This is a genomic window from Sinorhizobium sojae CCBAU 05684 (genome assembly GCF_002288525.1).
Taxonomy (GTDB): domain Bacteria; phylum Pseudomonadota; class Alphaproteobacteria; order Rhizobiales; family Rhizobiaceae; genus Sinorhizobium; species Sinorhizobium sojae.
Genome location: NZ_CP023069.1, coordinates 335,704 through 355,970 on the forward strand (window position 1 = coordinate 335,704; position 20,267 = coordinate 355,970).

The 20,267-nt window shown below is 56.9% G+C and carries 21 protein-coding genes and 2 pseudogenes; 6 read left to right on the forward strand and 17 right to left on the reverse strand.

From position 1 onward, the window contains the following. Positions 1-2 precede the first annotated feature (2 nt). The 4 genes and pseudogenes from istB (SJ05684_RS28995) to tnpC all read left to right on the forward strand — a co-directional run. Positions 3-470: pseudogene (gene istB, locus SJ05684_RS28995) on the forward strand (IS21-like element ISRsp2 family helper ATPase IstB); the annotation flags it as partial. Positions 471-557: 87 nt separating this feature from the next. Then, the gene (gene tnpA / locus SJ05684_RS29000) at positions 558-929 is read left to right on the forward strand and encodes an IS66-like element accessory protein TnpA (protein ID WP_014330860.1); all 372 of its coding nucleotides are present in this window, start codon (positions 558-560) and stop codon (positions 927-929) included. 11 nt (positions 930-940) lie between these two features. Next, entirely contained in the window at positions 941-1,279 is a 339-nt protein-coding gene (gene tnpB, locus SJ05684_RS29005; RefSeq protein WP_080577875.1) for an IS66 family insertion sequence element accessory protein TnpB, read from the forward strand. Between the two features lie 45 nt (positions 1,280-1,324). Beyond that, positions 1,325-3,025 carry an IS66 family transposase gene (gene tnpC, locus SJ05684_RS29010; RefSeq protein ID WP_014330862.1) on the forward strand — a complete coding sequence of 567 codons (1,701 nt, stop codon included), beginning with the start codon at positions 1,325-1,327 and terminating at the stop codon, positions 3,023-3,025. Here tnpC and SJ05684_RS29015 read toward each other — a convergent pair. Next, the gene (locus SJ05684_RS29015; protein WP_014330863.1) at positions 3,006-3,239 is read right to left on the reverse strand and encodes a DUF6429 family protein; all 234 of its coding nucleotides are present in this window, start codon (positions 3,237-3,239) and stop codon (positions 3,006-3,008) included. The genes tnpC and SJ05684_RS29015 overlap by 20 nt on opposite strands. A 55-nt stretch (positions 3,240-3,294) precedes the next feature. Here SJ05684_RS29015 and istB (SJ05684_RS29020) point away from each other — a divergent pair. Then, positions 3,295-3,612: pseudogene (gene istB / locus SJ05684_RS29020) on the forward strand (IS21-like element ISRsp2 family helper ATPase IstB); the annotation flags it as partial. A 622-nt stretch (positions 3,613-4,234) separates the two neighbouring features. Here the strand turns inward: istB (SJ05684_RS29020) and SJ05684_RS29025 are convergent. The 16 genes from SJ05684_RS29025 to nolB form a co-directional block, all read right to left on the reverse strand. Continuing rightward, complete coding sequence (locus tag SJ05684_RS29025) at positions 4,235-4,783, reverse strand: tetratricopeptide repeat protein (RefSeq protein WP_015633401.1); 549 nt, start codon at positions 4,781-4,783, stop codon at positions 4,235-4,237. A 16-nt stretch (positions 4,784-4,799) separates the two neighbouring features. Continuing rightward, positions 4,800-6,893: a type III secretion system export apparatus subunit SctV gene (gene sctV, locus SJ05684_RS29030; protein ID WP_014857573.1), complete on the reverse strand. Its 2,094-nt coding sequence runs from the start codon at positions 6,891-6,893 to the stop codon at positions 4,800-4,802. Between the two features lie 188 nt (positions 6,894-7,081). Continuing rightward, positions 7,082-7,972 (reverse strand): SctD/MshK family protein, encoded by an 891-nt coding sequence (locus SJ05684_RS29035; protein ID WP_014857572.1) that lies wholly within the window; start codon positions 7,970-7,972, stop codon positions 7,082-7,084. Between the two features lie 392 nt (positions 7,973-8,364). After that, entirely contained in the window at positions 8,365-8,661 is a 297-nt protein-coding gene (locus SJ05684_RS29045; protein WP_010875097.1) for a nodulation protein NopC, read from the reverse strand. Positions 8,662-9,362: 701 nt separating this feature from the next. Then, positions 9,363-10,175 carry an effector protein NopP gene (gene nopP, locus SJ05684_RS29055; RefSeq protein ID WP_014857569.1) on the reverse strand — a complete coding sequence of 271 codons (813 nt, stop codon included), beginning with the start codon at positions 10,173-10,175 and terminating at the stop codon, positions 9,363-9,365. A gap of 795 nt (positions 10,176-10,970) precedes the next feature. Then, positions 10,971-12,008, reverse strand: a complete 1,038-nt coding sequence (locus SJ05684_RS29065) for an EscU/YscU/HrcU family type III secretion system export apparatus switch protein (RefSeq protein WP_014857567.1) — start codon at positions 12,006-12,008, stop codon at positions 10,971-10,973. Then, entirely contained in the window at positions 12,005-12,823 is an 819-nt protein-coding gene (gene sctT / locus SJ05684_RS29070) for a type III secretion system export apparatus subunit SctT (protein WP_034859387.1), read from the reverse strand. The genes SJ05684_RS29065 and sctT overlap by 4 nt, the downstream gene beginning before the upstream one ends. Before the next feature lie 8 nt (positions 12,824-12,831). Continuing rightward, positions 12,832-13,110 carry an EscS/YscS/HrcS family type III secretion system export apparatus protein gene (locus SJ05684_RS29075; RefSeq protein ID WP_014857565.1) on the reverse strand — a complete coding sequence of 93 codons (279 nt, stop codon included), beginning with the start codon at positions 13,108-13,110 and terminating at the stop codon, positions 12,832-12,834. Then, a complete protein-coding gene (gene sctR / locus SJ05684_RS29080) occupies positions 13,107-13,775 on the reverse strand; it encodes a type III secretion system export apparatus subunit SctR (protein ID WP_014857564.1) in 669 nt (222 codons plus the stop codon). The genes SJ05684_RS29075 and sctR overlap by 4 nt, the downstream gene beginning before the upstream one ends. Beyond that, entirely contained in the window at positions 13,768-14,823 is a 1,056-nt protein-coding gene (gene sctQ / locus SJ05684_RS29085; protein ID WP_034859390.1) for a type III secretion system cytoplasmic ring protein SctQ, read from the reverse strand. The genes sctR and sctQ overlap by 8 nt, the downstream gene beginning before the upstream one ends. Positions 14,824-14,869: 46 nt before the next feature. Beyond that, the gene (locus tag SJ05684_RS29090; RefSeq protein ID WP_014857562.1) at positions 14,870-15,406 is read right to left on the reverse strand and encodes a hypothetical protein; all 537 of its coding nucleotides are present in this window, start codon (positions 15,404-15,406) and stop codon (positions 14,870-14,872) included. After that, the gene (gene sctN, locus SJ05684_RS29095; protein ID WP_015633405.1) at positions 15,382-16,737 is read right to left on the reverse strand and encodes a type III secretion system ATPase SctN; all 1,356 of its coding nucleotides are present in this window, start codon (positions 16,735-16,737) and stop codon (positions 15,382-15,384) included. The genes SJ05684_RS29090 and sctN overlap by 25 nt, the downstream gene beginning before the upstream one ends. After that, entirely contained in the window at positions 16,734-17,360 is a 627-nt protein-coding gene (gene nolV, locus SJ05684_RS29100; protein WP_014857560.1) for a nodulation protein NolV, read from the reverse strand. The genes sctN and nolV overlap by 4 nt, the downstream gene beginning before the upstream one ends. Position 17,361: 1 nt before the next feature. Next, positions 17,362-18,000 (reverse strand): nodulation protein NolU, encoded by a 639-nt coding sequence (gene nolU, locus SJ05684_RS29105; RefSeq protein WP_015633406.1) that lies wholly within the window; start codon positions 17,998-18,000, stop codon positions 17,362-17,364. Then, positions 17,997-18,866 carry a nodulation protein NolT gene (gene nolT / locus SJ05684_RS29110; protein WP_014857558.1) on the reverse strand — a complete coding sequence of 290 codons (870 nt, stop codon included), beginning with the start codon at positions 18,864-18,866 and terminating at the stop codon, positions 17,997-17,999. Before nolT ends, nolU begins: the two co-directional genes overlap by 4 nt. Before the next feature lie 9 nt (positions 18,867-18,875). Beyond that, complete coding sequence (nolB, locus tag SJ05684_RS29115; protein WP_014857557.1) at positions 18,876-19,370, reverse strand: nodulation protein NolB; 495 nt, start codon at positions 19,368-19,370, stop codon at positions 18,876-18,878. A gap of 155 nt (positions 19,371-19,525) precedes the next feature. On the opposite strand from nolB, the gene nolW reads away from it, so the two are divergent. Then, the gene (gene nolW, locus SJ05684_RS29120) at positions 19,526-20,230 is read left to right on the forward strand and encodes a nodulation protein NolW (RefSeq protein WP_032490256.1); all 705 of its coding nucleotides are present in this window, start codon (positions 19,526-19,528) and stop codon (positions 20,228-20,230) included. Positions 20,231-20,267 lie beyond the last annotated feature (37 nt).

Here is a 20,267-nt window from a genome sequence, read left to right on the forward strand (position 1 = left end):
GAATGCTGACGAACCCCACCCTCAACCAGATGCAGGCCCTCGGGCTGACGGGCATGGCCGCCGCTTGGCGCGAATTGACCGAGCAGTCCGGCACCAATGAGCTCAGCCGCGATGAGTGGCTCGGACTGATGCTCGACCGCGAAGTCACCCTGCGTGCCGACAAGCGCATCCGTAACCGGCTCGCCTCCGCCAAGCTACGCTTTGCCCAGGCCTGTATCGAAGATATCGACTTCGCCGCCGCCCGCGGTCTCGACCGGCGCAACACCATGGCGCTGGCCCAGGGGCAATGGCTCACCGCCCATGAAGGCCTGATCATCACCGGCCACACCGGCACCGGCAAGTCATGGCTGGCCTGCGCCTTCGGCAGGCAAGCGGCAAGGCTCGGTCACTCCGTGCTCTATGTGCGCGTGCCGCGCATGTTCGAGGACCTTGCGCTTGCTCGCCTCGATGGCTCTTTCCCTCGCCTCATCGGTACGCATCCGAGGTGGGCCGCCTTGTAGGAATTGTCGGATTTGGCACTGACTGTCCTTATTGACGTCAAAAAGGACAGTGCGGCTATGGATCGAGTTGAGATTGTCGACACGGGTCGGCGTCGTCGTTTTAGCAAAGAGATGAAGCTCCAGATTGTCGCGGAGAGTTATTTGGAACCTGGCTTGTGTGCGACGACGGCGCGGCGACATGGTATATCGCGTTCGCAGTTATATGAATGGCGCCGGCTCGCACGAGCGTGGCAACTGGATGTTGCGTCGCCTGTGGGCGGCTTTGTCCCGGCGCTGCTTGTTCCAGAGGTAGAGCCGGCAGCAGGGTCATTGCCGAACGCCGGCCGGATGGAGGTTGTCAGCGCGAATGGTCGCCGTGTGATCGTGGACCGCGATGTCGACGTTGAAGCGCTGCTTCGGATCATGCGCGGACTGGAGGCGCTGCGGTGAATCCGTTTCCGATGGGAACAGGCGTCAAGGTCTGGCTTTCAACGGGGTATACGGACATGCGCTGTGGCTTTCCCTCCCTGGCGCTTCGGGTGCAGGAGGTTCTGAAACGTGATCCGTTGTCAGGGCATCTCTTCGTCTTCAGGGGCCGCAGATCGGATATTTTGAAGATCATCTGGCATGATGGTCTGGGCGCCTGCCTTTTTACCCGGCGGCTGGAGAAGGGCCGGTTCATCTGGCCGAATATGGAGGGCGGCGCGGTAGCGATCTCACCGGCGCAATTGTCTTATTTGTTGTCCGGGATCGACTGGCGCAATCCGCAGGAAACCTGGCGTCCGACACGGGTCGGATAGCATTATTGCATTGAAAATATTGAGTGAATCTGATCGAATGGCTTCATGACTTCGAAGCCTGTGGACCTTCCTGCGGACCTTGCGAGCGCCTATCTGGCGCTGCTTTCCGAGCGTGAGATGTTACAGGCTGAACGTGATGTCGTTGTTGCCGAGCGCGATACCGTCGTCGCCGAGCGGGACATTGCGGTGGCGCAAGCCGCCAATGCGCAGGCCATGCTGTCGGACAGTGAGGCCTTGATTGCCAGTCTGGAGCTGGCGATCGAAAAGCTGAAGCGCGAACTGCGCGGCCGGCGATCCGAGCGCACGGCGCGCCTGATCGACCAGATGGAATTGCAGCTCGAAGAACTGGTGATGGCAGCGACGGAGGATGAAGCCGCAGCGCAGGCGGCTGCCGCCAAGACCTCGAGCGTGCGTTCGTTCACGCGCAAACGGCCGGTCCGAAAGCCGTGGCCGGAGGATATCGAACGCGAGCGCGTGGTGATCGATCCCCCAGTCACCTGTGCATGCTGCGGCGGGTCGCGCCTGTCGAAACTGGGCGAGGACGTCACTGAGACGCTCGAGGAGGTTCCGCGCCGGTTCAAAGTGATCGAGACGGTGCGGGAGAAATTTACCTGCCGTGACTGCGAAGCGATCAGCCAGCCGCCGGCGCCGTTCCATGCCACGCCGCGCGGCTTCATCGGTCCTCATCTGCTGGCGACGATCCTGTTCGATAAGTTCGGCATGCATAGTCCGCTGAACCGCCAGAGCACCCGGTTCAAATGCGAGGGCATCGAGCTTTCGACCTCGACGCTGGCCGACCAGGTCGGGTATGGAACGGCCGCGCTCCTGCCGATCTTTGATCTGATCGAGGCGCATGTCTTCGCGGCCGAGCGCCTTTTTGGCGACGACACCACCATTCCCATTCAGGCCAAAGACAAATGCACGACCGGGCGCATATGGACCTACGTGTGCGATGACCGGCCCTACGGCGGAGCGGCAGCGCCGGCGGCCATATACTATGCTTCGAGCGACCGCCGCGGCGAGCATCCGCAGAAGCACCTGGCCGGGTATGGCGGCATTCTGCAGAGTGATTGTTACAATGGCTTCGAGCCGCTCAGTGTCGCCGAAAAGAAAGCGGTACCGATCACCTTCGCCTTTTGTCATGCGCATGCGCGGCGCAAATTCTTTGAACTGGCCGACATCCAGAAAAATGCCCGCGACCGCAAACGCAAAGGCAAGCCGATCTCGCCGATCGCCCTGGAGGCCGTCCAACGGTACGATGCGTTGTTTGAGATCGAGCGCGAGATCAATGGATTGAGCGCCGAAGAACGACTGGCCGCGCGGCAGGAAAAGAGCAAGCCGCTGTTCGATGACATGCACGAGTGGCTAAAACGGGAGCGCGCCATGCTCAGCAAATCGTCCGAGGCGATCGAGCCGATCGATTACATGCTGAAGCGGTGGGATGGTTTTGCCCGTTTCCTCGAAGATGGCCGGATTTGTCTCACGAACAATGCCGCCGAGCGCGCTCTGAGAGGTATTGCACTCGGGCGTCGAAACTGGACCTTTGCCGGTTCCCAGCGTGGCGCCGATCGTGCCGCCATCATGCTCTCCGTCATCACGACCTGCCGTCTCAACGACGTCGACCCAAAGGCGTGGCTCGCCGATGTGTTCGCCCGCATCGCCGATCTTCCCGTCTCCCGCCTGCACGAACTGCTGCCTTGGCAATGGAAGACACACAAAGGGACGGCTATTGCGGCGGCCGCGTAAACAGCTCCCGGAACAACGCTTCCGAACGCTCCAAGCCTTCATCGGTCAGGATCAATGACTTCGACTTGTTGACTGGGTCGCCGATCATGCCCTTCTTGTGAAGCCTATCCGTCGTTGCCCAGTCGAAGCCTTTCCAGGCACAACGCTCGTTATGCAGCGTCAGCCATAACAGCGCCAAAACGGCATCGTCGATCTTGTCCTCATCGATCTCCATGGACCGACGTTACCACGCGCGGCGCCCAAAATCCCGCGGCCCTGCTCGGATGGATACCCTCATCGACAAGCTCACCCGCGTCCAGCTCCTCATCCTCGATGACTTTGGAACACATGCGCTCTCCGATCAGCAGCGCTTCCACCTCTTCGAAATCGTCGAGGAGCGCTATCAGAGAAAATCCACCCTGATCACAGCCCAAGTCCCCGTCGCAAGCTGGCACGACCTTATTGCCGACAGCACCGTCGCCGACGCCATACTCGATCGTATCGTGCACAATGCCCATCGCATCACCCTCCGGGGCGAGAGCATGCGAAAGCAAAAAAGCGCACCCCTCTTGACGGCTGCAGAAAACGGCGAAATCAATCAGCCCTGATGGTAACCAGGCTGCCGACGACCAACCTCGTCAAACTGTCCGGACTTTAGCGAAAGCGCTGTCCGGGATTTAGCGGAATCAATGTCCAGCTTTTGCGAAGCGCGCAAAGAGTCAGAAGCTACACTATGCTGCAATATTAATGCTATCATTATTCTGTAGGGTGACACTTTTGATGCAGAATGCTGCTTAATCGCCTAGGGAACCAAATTGGCTCCATTTGATGAGCCCCCATTTACGCACTACTATTATAATGACCCTGGCCTGCGTGTTGCACCCGTGAGCTCGGCTGGGATTTATCCTGGAGCGCAGCGAACCGATGATGATCGTCAGGACAACGGCAGTTCAGCGGTAACGCGACCCTGAGATAGGCGGATGGGGGCAAGGTCAATAACCGGACCGACAAAACGCTGTACGCCGCGCGCCGGCCGCGCCCTCGGTGTCGAGCGCCACGGACACAGCGCCAATTCAAACCAGAGCCGCTGTCAGAAAATAGGATTAGCCGCTCAGTTCCGTCCCTTTAGTGTCGTGTTCAGCGCTCAATTGCTATAGGGCCTGCCTCGTCCCCAGGCACGCACGACGTGCTGCGTCTGCTTCTCAAAGGTGAATGGTCATCACAGCAACGTTATCGCGATTGTGGCAAAGTACTCTGTTCGGACTTCCCTTCAAACGCAAGAGACAGATTGAGGTTATGGTGCAACATCTGATTCTCTGGGTTCGTTTCGAGAGCTTGCCGGTACAGCTCTTGTGCCGCGTCATGCCGCCCCTCAATGTCCAAGATGACTGCCTTCGCATTCAATGCACGCAAATTGTCTGGGGTCACGACCAAGACGTTGTCTAAAACCTGAAGCGCCTCATGCGGGCGTTTCTGCGCCACCAATGCTTTTGTAAGACGGATTGCCGCATCGACATTGCCTGGATGCTGCTTCAGATCATCCCGCAAAGCCCGCTCTTGAGCATCCTCACCGACGGCGCGCAAAATGCGTTGGCGCGTAGCCGCATTGATTTGGTTGGCGCCGAGCAATTGTGGGGCTGACGTCTCCTTCACTGAAAGAACGGGGTTATCCCACCTAGCACAACCGCCGAGAGGCAGAACGGAGAGTACTGCGAAGAGAACTAAGTTCAAACGAAATGAAAGCAACGGCGCGGCGACTCTATTCTCATGTGAATTCATGTTTGGTTCTCACCTATCATCCAGTAGTGGCAGAAGGGCGGAAACTGCGAGGTTCCCCTGACGTTCCATTACTGGGCGGGAGCCTGATGGATCCGGCGGGTTGAATTTTAAAATCGGAGGCGAGGTCCTGATAAGACAGTACGGCAAGCTCGATACCGTTTCGGGTAAGAAAACCGCGGACGAAGCGTCGGACATCCATTGAAGTTAAGACGATCGGGCGCGTCTGGCCCGGTGCCGTGCTCGAAAAGACCTGCCGCATTTGTGACAGCAGCGCCTCGCTTTGCCGATCCTCTAGTGCGAGGTAGGGGCCTGCAGCCGTTTCCCGAACCGCGCAGCGCACCACATCCTCAGTCTCACGTTCCATGACGAAGGCAGGTAGGACACCGTGTCTGCCATAGCGGTGACAGATCTGCCGCTTCATTCCAGAACGAACGTGTTCCGTGAGCAGGGCGACGTTTTGCTCACGTTCGCTCCATTCGGCCAATGCCTCCAAGACGAGCCGGGTATTTCGGATTGGTATACCTTCGCCCAAGAGGCGGCGCAGCACATCTGCAATCCGGGGGATCGGCGTGGTACGCAGCACCTCCTTCACCAGATCAGAGTATTCCTGCTCCATCCGGCCCAGTAGTTGGCGGGTCTCTTGGATACCCACCAAGCGCGGCGCATGGCAAGTCAACGTCGCATGGACACGCATCGCAAGGAGTTCGCTGGGACTATGATGCCGGATACCGGCGGCTTTGAGCGCCGGCTCGTGGCTTTGTTCAACCCAAATTCTGTGGGTTTCAGGATCATGCCGAAAAGGGATGCCGCTTGACTCAATCTTCTTCAGATCGTCTGCGAGGGAAAGCTGCGCCGGATTAATCAAATCCTGTTCGACGGGCACGCCTTCGACATCTATCCTGAATTGCGACTCGGGCAGCTGCTGGTCGACATCGACTGGGATCGGAGGAACGATAATGCCGAGATCGGCCGAGACTAGTTGGGAAATACGCGCAATGTGCTGCCGCAATTCGACCTGGTCGATCGCATTCGTAAGGCTCGGCGCGAGGAAGACGCCAATGGGATTTGGCTGCGCAGCCACGTTTCGCGTTTGAGACTCCGCCGGAGTTACAGTTGTAGCATCGACTTTGTCGGCATCTAGGACGTCACCTTTGACGAAGCTTGCCGCCGCGAAGACTGCGGCCAACATAAAAAAGACAGGCAGAGGGAAACCAGGAACGAAGCCCATGGCCACCAGGACGCAGGCCGTCAACCGCAATGCTCGTGTACTGGCGGTGAGTTGATTGGCTATGTCCTCACCGAGGTTGAGTTTCGAAGCCCCAGTTACACGAGTAACCATGGTTGCCGCTGTAATTGAGAGCAGCAGGGCGGGAATCTGCGAGATTAACGCATCACCTATCGTCAGCAGAGTGTAGTGATGCAGCACCTGGGCGAACGACATGCCCTTCGAGAGCAGGCCGATGGAAATTCCGCCCAGCATGTTGATGCAGATAACCACTAGCCCGGCGATGGAATCACCCTTCACAAACTTCATCGCGCCGTCCATCGCCCCATAAAGTTTGCTTTCTTTTTCTAATGCGGCGCGCCGCCTGCGGGATTCGTCGGCATCGATGTGACCGTTCCGCAACTCTGCGTCGATCGCCATTTGCTTGCCTGGCAAAGCATCGAGGGTGAAGCGCGCCGCCACTTCTGCCACGCGTTCGGCGCCTTTCGCGAGAACCATGAACTGCACCATGGTCACTACCAGAAATATAACGAAACCCACGACAATATTGCCTGAGATCACAAAACTGCCGAACGTGTGGATGATGCTGCCTGCCTCGCCCTCGGCCAGGATTAGTCGCGTCGTCGCGACGGTGAGCGCCAGACGGAATACCGTGGAAATCAAAATGACGCCGGGCAAAGAGGAAAAATCAAGTGGCGTGCTGACATACAGGGCCGCCATCAGCAGCAGTACAGCCAAACCCATGTTGAAGCCTATCAGCGCATCGACCGCCACGACCGGTATTGGCATGACCATCATACTGACGGCCAGAAGCAGCATCAACGCGACCATCAAGTCCGGGTTGGCCGGCGCATACTCGGTGAATTTACGCAGGGCGTTGGCCATGAGGTCCCTTCACGATCGTTTCTGAACACTCTGCTGCTACACAGGTGCAACGTAGCTCCAAGACCGCAGGCGCGTCGTCCGTGAGGCCGACCCCTGCAGCGGATGGCTGCGCATAAGATTCAAAGGCAAGTGCGAAGTTGACCGGTCATCAAGTCTGTCCAAGATCGTCAGCCCTGCGCTGGAATACTTTAATACGGGAGAGCAGCAAGGCGGCCATTTCGGCTTAGCATTACGCGACCGTCCTCGATCCGTTCGACCATCCAACCATCGTCCAAAAGAGCGCCGACGAAATATTTCTCTCCTTTGATGACAAGATACGGAAGCGACCCACGCCAGACAGCTTCGACTGCGATTGCGGATGGCGCCTTCTCATCGTCGATAATCACTCCATTCAACAGCGCTAGAGCGCCCCTCGTGCGATGATCGAACCACTGCTGCACTTTATGCCAACTGATGGCCGAAGCAGACGTGACCGTGCCCTCGACTGTCACAACACCCTCAGCGGCGCTGATCTTAATGTTGGACAGACCGGCTCTGTCGACTTCCTGTTGGAGGGCTTTAGCGGCTGTGAATGCAGTCTCATCATCAGTGCGATTATCAGGCAGCTTGGGTTCCCGGGCATCACCAGATAAATCGGCGTTCGATACAACAGCGTTGTCGTAGTAAGAGAAAATGGCCGAGAGCACGCCGATCCCGAGAGAACCGAGCAACACCAAGGCGAGCACAGATATCGAGAGGCGTGGTTTACCGATCGAACCAGATGACGCTGCATCCTGCACTGACCAGAGAATGGACATCGCGCCTGCATGAATGACGACAGGAAGGGGCGCGACAACCCGCTCGCCTGCGGCAATATTCCCGTTTCCCTCTATGCTGAGACCGGCAGCAAGCGCCTCGACCTCAAGTGTTTTGCCCAGAAGAGTGACGCGAAAATGATGCGGCGCGAGGCCCTGCTCGACGAAGACTATGTCGGCGTCGAGGCCGCTACCGATCAAGCTGGTTTCTAGAGCCGTCGTACCAGTCAGTTCACAATAGAGCCCTGAGATAACTTTGAATTGAAGCGAAATGGCGTCGTTCACTGACGATATCCAGACAAAAGAGAAGCCGCACGGCGAGTGGCATGCGGCTCATCTCGGCTCCACTTCGTGCCAATTGTGCTACGCAGTGCCTAGAGCCCCATCCGCATCACTGTACGCGTTCATCCGCCGCCTTCTTGGTTGTCTGGAGCTCGGTCGTAACAGTGCGCAGTAGCATACTCCTAGCCGTAGCCTCTGCGCTCACCGCTGCCAGTTCTGCGATTTGGGCCTGGAAGGCCGCAGCCCCAGCACCTTTGGCCGCTACGTTCTGGCCAGCCGCGGCGCCAGCTCCAACTGCACTCGTGACAGTACCTATTTTAGACATGTCATTTCCCTTTCTGTTACAATTGTGCCGTCACTAACGGCACGCACCTCCTGACGGGGGCCACCCAGCGTCAGGCATCCTCTTCAGTTTCTGCCATAGCTTCGTCGGCATCAGCCATGGCATCGTTCATAAGTTGCAGCGCAACCGATCGAAGAGCTAGTTCGAAGGCTTCGCTTTGAATTGCAGCCTGCGAGCGATCCCCAGAAATGGTCGGGCCATCCGTAACGCCGCTCCCGCGATCCGGCCTGTTGTGACCAGAGGGCCCGCCTGAATCGCGCGGCGGCTGTCCAGTCGAATGTCCATGCCCCCCTTTGCGGGCCAGGGAAACGCCGATGGAGCCAACTCCACTTCCAATCACTCCGACCATCAGCTACTCCTGCCTTAGCGGCGAATTGTAGATAACATCTACTTATGAGCTCCAGCTTTCGAAAAGCTGACAATTGTCAAAAAAAGAAGCGCTATTGCATATAAACGTGCTGCACGATCTGGACTCCCTGGAACTCCGGCAGGCCGAGGCGGCGCTCAGTCCGATGCACTTGAGTGACATCAGCATACAACGGGCATGCCGACAGCAAGCGACAACCTGTTCGAAGAGCCGGTCGGCTCCAGGACAAAAAAACGCTAACGTGTGCAGTTGGACCAGCAGGGCGAGAAATTCGGCATTTTGCGCGAGCGTGAAGCTCTCTCAGGTTCGATGAAGCCTCGAATGCGCAAAGGCTTGCTTTACACGAAACTTCGGGCCGGCGAGACCAACTGCTTTGCGTATCGCCATTGCGGTGTCGGAGCCACCCGATGGCAAAAGAGGCCGGGCATCAAAGACGCTCCGGCCTCAATGTAAAGAACGGCCTCGAGGTGTTTTACGGGACTCGGGAGCAAAACCCCGAACGAACTACTACGATGGTCTCAAAGAAACCCTGCGTTCAAGCTCCTTTGCGCCTAAACACCGAATGGGTATCGCTCGTTAGCGCGTGGCAGTTTGTAACGCTCTTTCGTTCCCTGTCCATGACATGAGGGCCGGTCTTGGCAGATGGGGCCCGGCCGTCGCGACCAAATCTGGCGAGAATCCGGTCACATGAAGTCATCTTCGTAAGTCTCGTAAGAGCAGCTGGTTGAACACTGTGCGGTTTCAGCATCCTCAAATTTGCGGAGATAGAGCGGCGGTTTGTCTTTACGCCGCCATTCAGCGGCACTGGTCTGCGTCCATTTGTCGGGATGCTGTTTGGGGTCAAGGACCATGTCGCAATCATCCACTTCAACAAACCCCATCATCGCTGCACGGGCTTTCGCCTCTGGGTTTTCCGCGCGCCAGTTCAGCAACGGTCGTTCGCCGTCCCTCCGAAGTTGGTGCTCGAGCAGAATATCGCCTGCATTCTCAACGAGAGGATGGGCGACTTGAAGATCCACGGTGGAGGTAATCTCTTGGTGACCAGGAAATTGGTCTCTCCAACTTTTGGATTCGAACTCTTCTTCCATGCTGAACCCACCTTCCGTTCTCATCAGTCCAACACACTGGTTTCCCAACTGGTAACTGAAATATCGAGCGTTCTCAGAATCCCGACGAATGCCGTATTGCTGAGCAACGTCCGCAGTGCGTCTGGCTTTTGCGGACACGAAGTCTGAATATTCCTGTGGATTGTCGGCGATGTCAGTGATTTCTTTGCCATGAAATTTCCTGATCTCCCTCCTGAACGTCTTCAGATCAATCGGCACGACCGGAGGTTCGTGATCGAGGGTATATCTGGATGAACCGCCGTTGGAATCCGATCTGTCTAAGTGCATTCGGGCAAACGTGTCCGCGAACTCTTGGGTTTCTGCATCCGTTTGCTTGCTGGCACTCTGCGTGTAGTGGAAATCGGACGAGCTATCAATTCGACCGTACATGGCGATCTTGTACTCCTATTTTTTCGCATTGAGAGCGGCTGGCTAGGGGAAACGGGTCAAGATAGACCCGCACAACTGACGTTCAGCTGACTAGTGGGACTTTCAGCGCGGACAAAAAGCTTTCTACCGCTATTTGCCAATACTCGGGTTCACTGGCTCTGTTGCTGCTTGCGCGGACGGCCGGAGCTCGGAACCATTGAACCATTATCGGCTTGGGTGGCAGATCTGGCTGGAACGGACGTGTCGTGGAAGTTTGGGCTTAAGCCTACTGTTTGCGCCGCCGCGTTTCCAATTTGCTGAAGCGTCGACGTTATCGCTGAGGTTCGCAGCATTTGACGCCATCTGTAGAAAAAAATGAACGATCGATCTCGTGGCGACGAGCAATGTCCGCCACAGACGTGTTGCCATTCGAAGTCTACGACCCTGTTGCTTTAACCCGGGCACGCGTCATGACGCGGGAACTCTGCACGCACGGATATGGCGGGGGCGCCGGACCAGCGTCCCTGCGGCCGCCGTTACGTCCGACCCCAACACGTGCGGCACCTCTATCGATTCTCAGCCACAACTACCATTTGAAACAACGTGTCGCCACCGACGGACATGCCAAACCTGAACGACAAGCGCGAGCCACGTTTGCCGCCATTCGCAGAACCGATTGCCAGATGATCCCGCCGTGCGATGTGCTTGCGGCAGCACTGTTTCTTCCTGGGCCATCCATTGCGTCCCGACTTAAAGCCAAAGGAATCACGCCCGGAAGTCAATGTCTTCAAAGTTCTTTTCCGAATTCAGGGATGCTCAGGCCAAACCTGCGGCCAAGAGTGCTCTCGCGATGGGCTCGAAATATTGCATGGGGATGGCGGTGCCCAGTTTCGTTGTGCTCATGAGTTGGTGCGCTAGGACATGATCATCGACAATCTTGAGACGCAGATTCTGCGCCTCGCGAAACATATCTGAAGCGGCCTCGCCCTCGGCGCGGCAAACTAAGATCGGAACTCCGGTCTCACCACGAACGTAACGCAGACCGATCAGCACCGCAGTTCCTCTGTAGACTAACGTGGCGCGATGCACACCAAGCGGAGGCTCGCTAGCCATCTCGTTGCGAATGCGACGCCGTTCACCCTTCAATTCTGGCGTTCCTTGCTGTTCCTTCAACTCGCGCTTTATTTCCGTCTTCGTCATGCGCATTTCACGCAGAAATAGCGCACGCTGCAACAGCAGATCGATCAGTCCGCCGATCAGAAGTGCGCCGGCGCCAATTCCGATCAGCTGTTTCGCTCCGGTAAAGACGACGCCGAAACAGCCCATTCCGCAGACCGGCAGATACACCATCGTCTTCCATAAACCGAGAAAGAAGAGGGAAAAGGTCCCGCCGAGAACCAACACCTTGAACAGCGTTTTGCCAACCTCGACTGCCGAACGCGCCGACCCCAAGCGCTTCAGCCATTGAAAAGGATTGATTTTTTCGAAGTTGGGCTTCATTGGCTCGAGAGAGAATACAAATCCTCTATTGGCCAGTAATGCAGCCAAGATTACCGCGCCAAAAAGAGCTGAGAGCAGCGGGCCAACGGTTGCCAGGGTGAGTTCGACTAGCAGAACCAGCGCCTGCCGGACCGCGAGATTGAAAGGCAGGTTTTGCAGCTTGTCGGTTAATAGTAGCGCTTCCCTGCATTTATCTTCGATAACGCTACCTCTTAGCCATAAGTAGGCAAGCCCAGCGCAAGTGGCGGCCGCGCGGACAAAATCCGAGCTACGCGGTATTTGACCTCTTTTGCGCGCGTCGCTCAGCTTCTTAGGGGTAGCGCCGTGTGATTTCTCTTCGCTCGTATCGCTCATTTCAGCAACTTGTCGAGCCACCCAAGCGTGCCGTCCGCTTGCGTGATCTCAAGTTTAATGCCCTCGAGCAAATAGGTAGCGTAGGTAACCATGATGATCGGAAAGACGATATTCTTGATCGGCGGGGAGAGCTGGCCAGATTTGAATTGTGGCGCAAAGCGACGTAGCATCATCATTGATATATCAATCAGTCCCAAAAAGAAGACTACAGGCCCCGAGACTAATAATGTCGTGCGCATGATGTGGTCGAGGAGCCCGAATAACTCCACTGCGCCTTGGGTACTCAATGTTGGCTGAAACCGATATACGGGCCAGATTGAGTAGCTACCATAGAGGGCGCTGAGCACAGCTTCCACGCCCCCCGCTGCGACGAAGATCGTAATTGCAGTGATTCCGAGAAATACTCCCATAGCGGAAGCCTGACTGCTCGTTGCTGGGTCGGCCTGAGTAGACGGGCTGGTGATGCCGCGCTGGTTGTCGATAAACTCACCCGCAGCCTGAAGGCCCCATAAAGGAATTCCGAGAAAAGTGCCAAGTAGCACGCCGACAAACACCTCCTTTAGTCCGAGCAGGGGTATCTGGATCAGACTTGTTTCCGGATCCAGCGCCTGCAATCCGTCGCTGACGTGTGCCAAGCAGGGTAGTCCGAAGGCGATAGCCAGGCAGCCGCGGATCAGCCCGCCAATTTGAGATCGTGTAAATACAGGAAGGATCAGCATTATGCCCAGCGCGCGGGCCGCTCCAAGACCGGCTGCCGCAACGAGTTCGATAGCCGCATGGAGCAAGATCTGAATCTCGGCAGGTGACAAATACATAGCGCAGACTAATAGCCGAGTGTCATTGCTGGAAACTCGGTAAAGATCTGGTCCGCGAGCTCGATGAGCGGAGCGCTCAGCACAGGCGCAAACAGGCCAATCACCGCGACAACGACCAGGAGCTTCACAGTGAGTGGCAGGCTTTCATCCTGGATCTGCGTTGCTGCCTGGATGATGCCAATGGTTAGGCCAACAATCACCGATGCAATGAGCGGTGGCAGAATCCAGATCATGAAAACCACCAGTGATTGGCTCATTAGACTAACAATACTGGATCCGGTAATCATAAAGCTCCCGGCATCGTATAACTGAGCACAAGTCCGTGCATCAATCTTGACCAGCCATCAATAGCGACGAACAAGAATAGTTTGAACGGGACAGCTATAATCGTCGGGGATACCATCGACATCCCCATGGCCATCAATATCGTCGTGACGATAAGATCAATGACGATAAAGGGTAGATAAAGGAGGAAGCCGATTTCGAACGCGCGCTTTAGTTCTGATATCAGAAAAGATGGAACAAGAATGGCGAAATCATCTGCTGTGACTCTAGCGCGCATTTCCTCAGGCCAGACCTTTTCCGTCGAGGAGAGGAAAAATCGCCGCTGCTCTTCGTTTGTGAACTTCTTGAGATGTTCAAGCAAGGGCTGACTTCCTGCTTTGGCGGCTTCAGCCCAGTCGTCGAGCGATTGATAACGGAGTCTCGGATCTGTTATCCGATCATAGGTCTGCTCAGCAATGGGTGCGCTGACGAACATGGTGAGGATAAGTGCGGCTGCGTACAGCACTATGTTAGGTGGTATCGTCTGGGTCCCGAGTGCGTTGCGGACGAGGAACAGAACAACTGATACTTTTACAAACGCCGTGGTTGTGACGACCGCTAACACCAGCAAGCCGAGTGCCGCGGTTATCGCAAGAAGGGCCAGAATTGCCGGCTGCATTTCAGTCATTGCATGCCAACCTTCCACGGAGTCTGATGCCCAACTCATCTCCGATGCGCACGATGTCGCCACGTCCGATACACCGACCATTGGCAACTATGTCTACAAGGCCATCGATTGGCCGCCCGAGTTCAAAAACATGCCCATCGCCGGCACTCCTCAAATCGCCCAAAGAGATGGGCCAGCGGCCGCATTCAAAGACAAGCACGATCTCTATGTCATCGAGATCGGCATCCGACGGCCTTAGTTGCGATTCGGTTTCTGTCATATGCGCATACTCCAAGGGGCGTGATTGCGGGCGGAAAGGTCCCCGCAGGACTAGGTGGTCGCCCTCAAGGTCTGCCCTGGTCCATAACTGACCCACAGACAGAGCGATTTGGCCACGGCCGAACGGCGATATGTCTGGCAACAGAGCATCACCGACGGATGCTTTTCGAAGGAGCGCCGCCGAAGCTCGAAGCGTGCCGATCTCACCTGCAATTATGACCGGAAGGTCTGGGGAAAGCTCGCGCGGTTGCCGCGGCAATTGGCCAAGCAGTTCGGCCAGCGCGCGGAACGCAAACGGCACCAAGCCATCAAGAGGCGAGAAGAGGGACAGGCGACCCTTGCCACTGACCGAGCCGAAGACGATCTCCAGTTCCACATAAGGAGCCAATGTTATGGCTTTACCCACGCGAAGGAGATGCAAGGTCCGGTTCGTCTTATCCTCCAGTCGAGCGATAAGCGGCTCGAGCGCAAGTTCGAGAATGAGCGATGCAGTTGGCTCGGTAGGAAAAGCAAGCCCGCTCTGCACTGTCGAGACGAGCGCCTCTACAAGCGGTCGAGAGAGCGACAAGACGACCGTTTCACCTCCCAAATCCCAAATGCAGTCAAACATCGGAATGGCAGAAGACTCGTGTTGCCAAACAAGTCCTTCCATCGACACCGAAAGTGGTTTGTCGCCGACACGGCTCTGAAACGGCCCGCGTGAAGCCGCTATGTCGTTGATCCACGCGACGACCTCGGGGGACAGTGTCAGCGCTGGTTCGAATATGGTGCGTCTGGCCACGCCAGTCATCAAAGCGGATCTTAGGTGCACGATGCGGTCAATCCGAAACTTGCAGTTACCGGAACTCGTTGCGTGATCTCTGGGCGAGCGAACCCCTCCCATACCGCAGTAATATCTCGTCGTCGGCCTCTATCTCACCTGCGGCTTCAGAAAGAATATCGACGGCGCGCCGGAGGTCATCCTGGATCTGTTGCCATTTGTGCCGTGCTTCCGAACGCTTCACCAACAGGGCCTTTGCCTCAGACGCCGCTGTCTCGGCCTGCTCTTGAGCGATGCGCGCGTCGTCAAGTACCTGGCCTCTGATAGTGATCTCAGCCGCAAGCCGCTCTATATGAAGGTGGTGATGGTCGAGTGCGGCGCTGGACAAGGTGTTCAGCGACGTTAGTTCTTGGTAGAGTTGAGCTTCCTTTCCAGCACGCTGTTGCTGTGCGATTTCAAGCTCCCGAGAGGCATTCTGTGCGGCTACAATGGCCATGTGGTGCTGAGCTTCCTTCTTCGACAGTTTCCTACGGGCGTCGCGCTCGCGCATTTCCTTTAAAAGCCGTAGCCTTGAAGCGTAAGCATAATTCACGAGGTCAAACGCGACATCCATCCGACCGTCTCCTCAAAATCTGATACCTCGTCTTCGCTCTGGCGCAAAAACTCTTTCAACTCACCAATTGACGCGACGGCGCGGTCAGTAAGGGGGTCGCCGCCTTGCTTGTATTCGCCGACGTTGATCAGAAACTCGCACTCTGCATAGCGCGCGAGGAGATCACGAAAGAAGGATGCTGCCTTGCGATGCGTCTCAGAAACGACCGCATCCATAACTCGGCTGCGACTCTGCAGCACGTCGATAGCTGGGAAATGGGATCGCGCCGCAAGAGCGCGTGAGAGGACGATATGTCCGTCGACAATGCCGCGCGATTCCTCGGCGATCGGATCGCCTGTGCCATCACCTTCGACAAGCACAGTATAGAAGGCTGTGATTGAACCGCGCTCACCCATGCCGGCGCGCTCCAGCAGGCCTGGCAGTGCGGCAAAAACAGAAGGAGGAAAGCCCCGCCGGGTCGGCGGCTCTCCCGCAGCAAGACCTATCTCGCGCATCGCACGGCAGAAGCGCGTCAGCGAGTCCAACAGGAGAGCGACACGCAGCCCTTGTTCGCGAAAGTACTCCGCCAGGGCGGTCGCCATAGGAGCACATTGCGCCCGCTCCGTTGCCGAGCGATCGGAGGTCTCAACCACAACTATCGCACGGCGGAGGCCTTCCTCCCCAAGATGCCGCTCTACGAATTCACGTACTTCGCGGCCACGCTCGCCTATCAGCGCGACTATGACGACATCGGCGGCAGCACCTTTTACGATTTGTGATATTAGCGTCGACTTGCCCCCGCCAGGCTCGCCATAAATCCCGATCCGCTGCCCCTCACCGCATGTGAGGAGACCATCGAGCGCGCGCACCCCAAGCGGGAATGGCCGCTCAACCATGCGCCTCGTCATTGGATTGGGCGCCCTGCCGTGCAGCGGACGAACTTCGGTGGTTTTAACTTCGCCTTTGCCGTCGAGTGGACGGCAGCGGCTGTCGATCACACGGCCAAGCAAATCGGGGCCGATCGGCACTTCACGCATTCGTCCAGTGGAGACGACTTCCGCGCGGCTGGACAGACCCGCCAAGCCTCCGATCGGCGTGAGCAGCACGCCATTGTCCAACAAGCCGATTACCTCTGCTTCGAGCGACAGACCGGTTCGCGTATCCTGCAGCAGACAAAGTTCCCCAATCCGAGCCTCTGGCAAGACGGCATGGATCAGGGTACCAACAGCCCTCGTGATCCGTCCTCGCACGACGCGCGTATCGATTCTCTTTGCCGTGGACCACAAAGACGAGATCGCTGGCTCGAGAGGAGTCCCCTCAAGGCTATTATGCTGTGGTACCGGAGTGATCACAGTTCTCCTTCTTCAGAAAGGTACTCGAAGCCAAGGCGCAGCGCGCGCATCTGCGCATCAAGTCCAAGAGCGACGTTGCCATACTCGCTCCACAGCACACACTCTTGCGGCGACAACGTAGGATCCGTTTCAATTCGAACCTTCGGCCGCTTCTCCCGTCCGTCGCAACCGGCGAACTCGCGCGCGAGCATATCGACTTGCGTGGCACACACATGAAGGCAAACTTCTTCCGCGCCGTTGTATCTGCGCTCAATCGCGTGACGAACAGCCCTCACCAACAGCTCACCCGGATTGAAAGCACCTAAAAGATCGCTCAGTATCTCTATGACAAGCTGTGGCAATTCCTTTTCCAGAACTGCCTTTCGTTGCGCTACTTCGGTGACTGCTCGTGCAATCAGCCCTGACATTTCCTCGGCGCCTGTATTCAACCCCTCGGCGTAGCCGCGGGCCCGCTCCCTCTGATAAGCGGCGCGTGCCCAGGTACGGACCCGCTGCTGATGCCGTTTTGCTGCGGCAAGCGCATCTCCAGCGCTGTGCCAGATATTAAGCTCACTCGCGGGTATCAGTGGCCCCAATGGGCGCATCTGCGGCGCGACGGGTGCTGCTGAAATGTCGGCTGTCATATCACGGGCTCTCCATCTCGAAATGGGCTATCACGAGCGAAAACAACCCGCTTGAGGCACCATCGTGCTCAGGCGCCGGGTTCTCCGCGGCTGTACCGAGCGGCAAGCGTAGAAGCACGCGGTTCCGCTCAAGCGCTGGTCTTATGTTGAGCCAAGCACCAAGACAAGCATGTCCATCGTGTTCTATTTGCAACGCGAGTTTTTCCGGATCAGAGATCAATTTGTCTGCGATAGCATGCGCCAGATGTCGGATGCCAAATGCGTGCGCATCAGCGCCAATACGTTCAACGAGACGGGCGAGGTCACGCTGAGAAACGACTTTCAGAAGCGAACGGGCATGCCAAATACTTCCGGCAAGAAGAGCAGCGCGACGAGGATCATGGCCGCGCAGGAGATCGGGCCCCCATCCGATTCGGTTCCAATCCATGTCATTGCCAAGCAGCAATTCTGCCAGTCGTGGCTGAAGCCTCGCACACTTCTGCAACTGCACCACTGTCGCAGCCGACAACTCCGGATCGAGACGGGCGGCAAGACGCGTCGGATGGGTCGACGCAGCAAGCTCGCTCCTGGGAACGGAGTGCGATTGGAACGAAACATCAGGTTGGGTATTTTGTATCGCTATCGGCATTGGTAATTTCACCTACGCCCTAGCGCCGGTATCTTTTTACGAATAGCCGCGAGAGCGGAAACACCGGGGCGCTCCTGGACTCTAGATAGTTCGCCAGTTAATTGCCTGCGCCGATGCCCAAGAACGATGAACAAGAGGTAACACGTCACAGCGAACACTGCAGCGCCAACACCCACCGCGACAGCCAGGAGCGGCACTGGGATAGGCCTAGATGCTTGAGCCAAGTCAGGCTCCAGTAAAGACCGTTGCTCTTGTGCGGACCTTTCCACCGGCACCAAAACCACTTCTACCTTGTCGTAGGCCAAGCCTTCGATGCTTTCGGCGACGAGCATCTTTATCTTAGGCAGCAGAGCTGGGAGATTCGTTTTGGCGTCGTGGCGGATAAAAACCGAGGCCGATGACGGTGTGTCGCCTGCTCGCAGCAGGTCGTTATGCGGCAGTACCACATGAACACGCGCCGAGAACACGCCATCGATATCGCTGATTGTATGCGACAACTCTTCGCTAAGGGCATAAACGTAACGTGCACGCTCCTCGGTCGGTGATGCAATAAGGCCCGAACCTTGGAATATTTCGCCAAGGTTCTTGAAAGATTGGCGCGGCAGCCCCTTGCCATTCAGGAGCTTGATTGAGAAGGCGAGCAACTTTTCGTCGACCTGGATTGTGCTGGTGCCATCCTTACCGGCCACCCGGACCGCATCAACCCCGTTGTCCATCAGAAGCGCGAGCATCTCATTCGCCTCGCGCTCTTGCAACTGGGTATAGAGATCGACCTTGCAACTGCTCAGAGCCAGGAGAAGTGGCAGCACGACGAGGCGAAGCGGTCGCCGGCCAGACGTGTCGCTGCTCGTTGTGTCGCCATGGGCTGAGCCGAACATGCGCGCTACTCACCCTTCCTTTAATAGTTTGTTTACGGATGAGGTGATGCCGCTGATACCCTTCGAAACAAGAGCAACTTGGGTCACGCCATTATAAAGATCCCGCAGACCGGCAACCATCACGTCAAAATCATGCCCCCCTTGCGGGATTCCCAACCTTTCGGTGCCCGCCCCATCTTCGACAGGGAGCTTCTGCGACGGCCCGGGCGGAGCGCCGCTTATAAGGGCCGCCTTATGGTTGGGCGCGGCAGCAGCAACTATACTATCCGGGCAAATCGCAGAAATCGTCTGCAGCACGCGGTCCTTCAGCGGGCTCGTTGGCGCCGCGCGGTGAACGTCCATCGGCGGAGAAATAGGCGCCGTCCTCACTGGCGTTGAAGCAGTATCGTTTTTCATCGAATCAGCCGCCTGTGCCAGAGCACGCTCAAACTGAGCTTGCTCGCCGAATGACGATGACGCGACCCTGGGGAGACTGTTAGAGATTGACGTGACAGGCAGCATCATGAGAAGGACTCGATTACTTAACTCTTTGACGTGGAACTCTAGCGAGGCGAGCTGACGACACGCTGACTACCGGCAGCGTCGCTTGCCCATTGAAGAGTGATGTTAGTCGAGTTGAACCGCATGGGAGATTTTCAGATTTGGTTTATCAAGACGAGATGCCGACAACGCCGATCCCATTCACACCGCTTCATATGTTTAGGAGACTGCTCTGTGTCGGGCTTTTTCTATTTGCCGGAATCCACACAACCCTCGGGGCCACCCTGCCGCTCCCCTCGACCTCCTATAAGTATACGGTTCTAGATCAGGATCTCTCTGCCGCGTTGCAGGAGTTCGGCAACAACCTGAAAATCAGTGTTAACATCAGCGCAGAGGTGAAGGGGCGGATTCGCGGGCGTATACCGGAGTTGTCACCGCGCGAGTTCCTCGACCGATTGACCGATCTCTACGATCTCCAATGGTATTATGACGGGGTTGTGCTCTATGTGTCTGCTGCAAAAGAAGCACAAACTCGGATGCTTGTGTTGAGTTCAGTTCACTTTAGTGCTTTCAAGCTCGCCCTCGATAAGCTTGACATCTCTGATGAGCGCTATCCGGTGAGACCCGCGCCGGGAAATGGCCTGGTCTTAGTGTCCGGCCCGCCGCGCTTCATCGCGCTCATCGAGCAGACGTTGAACGGTCTACTGGCAGTGGCGCAGGCGCAGCCTCGCGCAACCGATACGCCCGCCAGGGAATCTGTGATGGTACTGTTTCGGGGCTCCTCCACCACGGTCGTCCGCGGCGGGAGACCGGAAGTCTTTTATACTTCTGAGATGCTGCCAGAGAACGACGATGGCGGGAAGGCTGAGCTGAGCAAGAAATGAAATTCAGACTTTAGGATTAGCACCTCACTGCGGTCAC

Bases quoted from the DNA above. Each gene is read 5' to 3' on its own strand.
- tnpA (WP_014330860.1), top strand. From the start codon at position 558: ATGGATCGAGTTGAGATTGTCGACACGGGTCGGCGTCGTCGTTTTAGC.
- tnpB (WP_080577875.1), top strand. From the start codon at position 941: ATGGGAACAGGCGTCAAGGTCTGGCTTTCAACGGGGTATACGGACATG.
- tnpC (WP_014330862.1), top strand. From the start codon at position 1,325: ATGACTTCGAAGCCTGTGGACCTTCCTGCGGACCTTGCGAGCGCCTAT.
- SJ05684_RS29015 (WP_014330863.1), bottom strand. From the start codon at position 3,239: ATGGAGATCGATGAGGACAAGATCGACGATGCCGTTTTGGCGCTGTTA.
- SJ05684_RS29025 (WP_015633401.1), bottom strand. From the start codon at position 4,783: ATGAATTCACATGAGAATAGAGTCGCCGCGCCGTTGCTTTCATTTCGT.
- sctV (WP_014857573.1), bottom strand. From the start codon at position 6,893: ATGGCCAACGCCCTGCGTAAATTCACCGAGTATGCGCCGGCCAACCCG.
- SJ05684_RS29045 (WP_010875097.1), bottom strand. From the start codon at position 8,661: ATGGTCGGAGTGATTGGAAGTGGAGTTGGCTCCATCGGCGTTTCCCTG.
- nopP (WP_014857569.1), bottom strand. From the start codon at position 10,175: ATGTACGGTCGAATTGATAGCTCGTCCGATTTCCACTACACGCAGAGT.
- SJ05684_RS29065 (WP_014857567.1), bottom strand. From the start codon at position 12,008: ATGAGCGATACGAGCGAAGAGAAATCACACGGCGCTACCCCTAAGAAG.
- sctT (WP_034859387.1), bottom strand. From the start codon at position 12,823: ATGTATTTGTCACCTGCCGAGATTCAGATCTTGCTCCATGCGGCTATC.
- SJ05684_RS29075 (WP_014857565.1), bottom strand. From the start codon at position 13,110: ATGATTACCGGATCCAGTATTGTTAGTCTAATGAGCCAATCACTGGTG.
- sctR (WP_014857564.1), bottom strand. From the start codon at position 13,775: ATGACTGAAATGCAGCCGGCAATTCTGGCCCTTCTTGCGATAACCGCG.
- sctQ (WP_034859390.1), bottom strand. From the start codon at position 14,823: ATGACTGGCGTGGCCAGACGCACCATATTCGAACCAGCGCTGACACTG.
- SJ05684_RS29090 (WP_014857562.1), bottom strand. From the start codon at position 15,406: ATGGATGTCGCGTTTGACCTCGTGAATTATGCTTACGCTTCAAGGCTA.
- nolV (WP_014857560.1), bottom strand. From the start codon at position 17,360: ATGACAGCCGACATTTCAGCAGCACCCGTCGCGCCGCAGATGCGCCCA.
- nolT (WP_014857558.1), bottom strand. From the start codon at position 18,866: ATGTTCGGCTCAGCCCATGGCGACACAACGAGCAGCGACACGTCTGGC.
- nolB (WP_014857557.1), bottom strand. From the start codon at position 19,370: ATGATGCTGCCTGTCACGTCAATCTCTAACAGTCTCCCCAGGGTCGCG.
- nolW (WP_032490256.1), top strand. From the start codon at position 19,526: ATGCCGACAACGCCGATCCCATTCACACCGCTTCATATGTTTAGGAGA.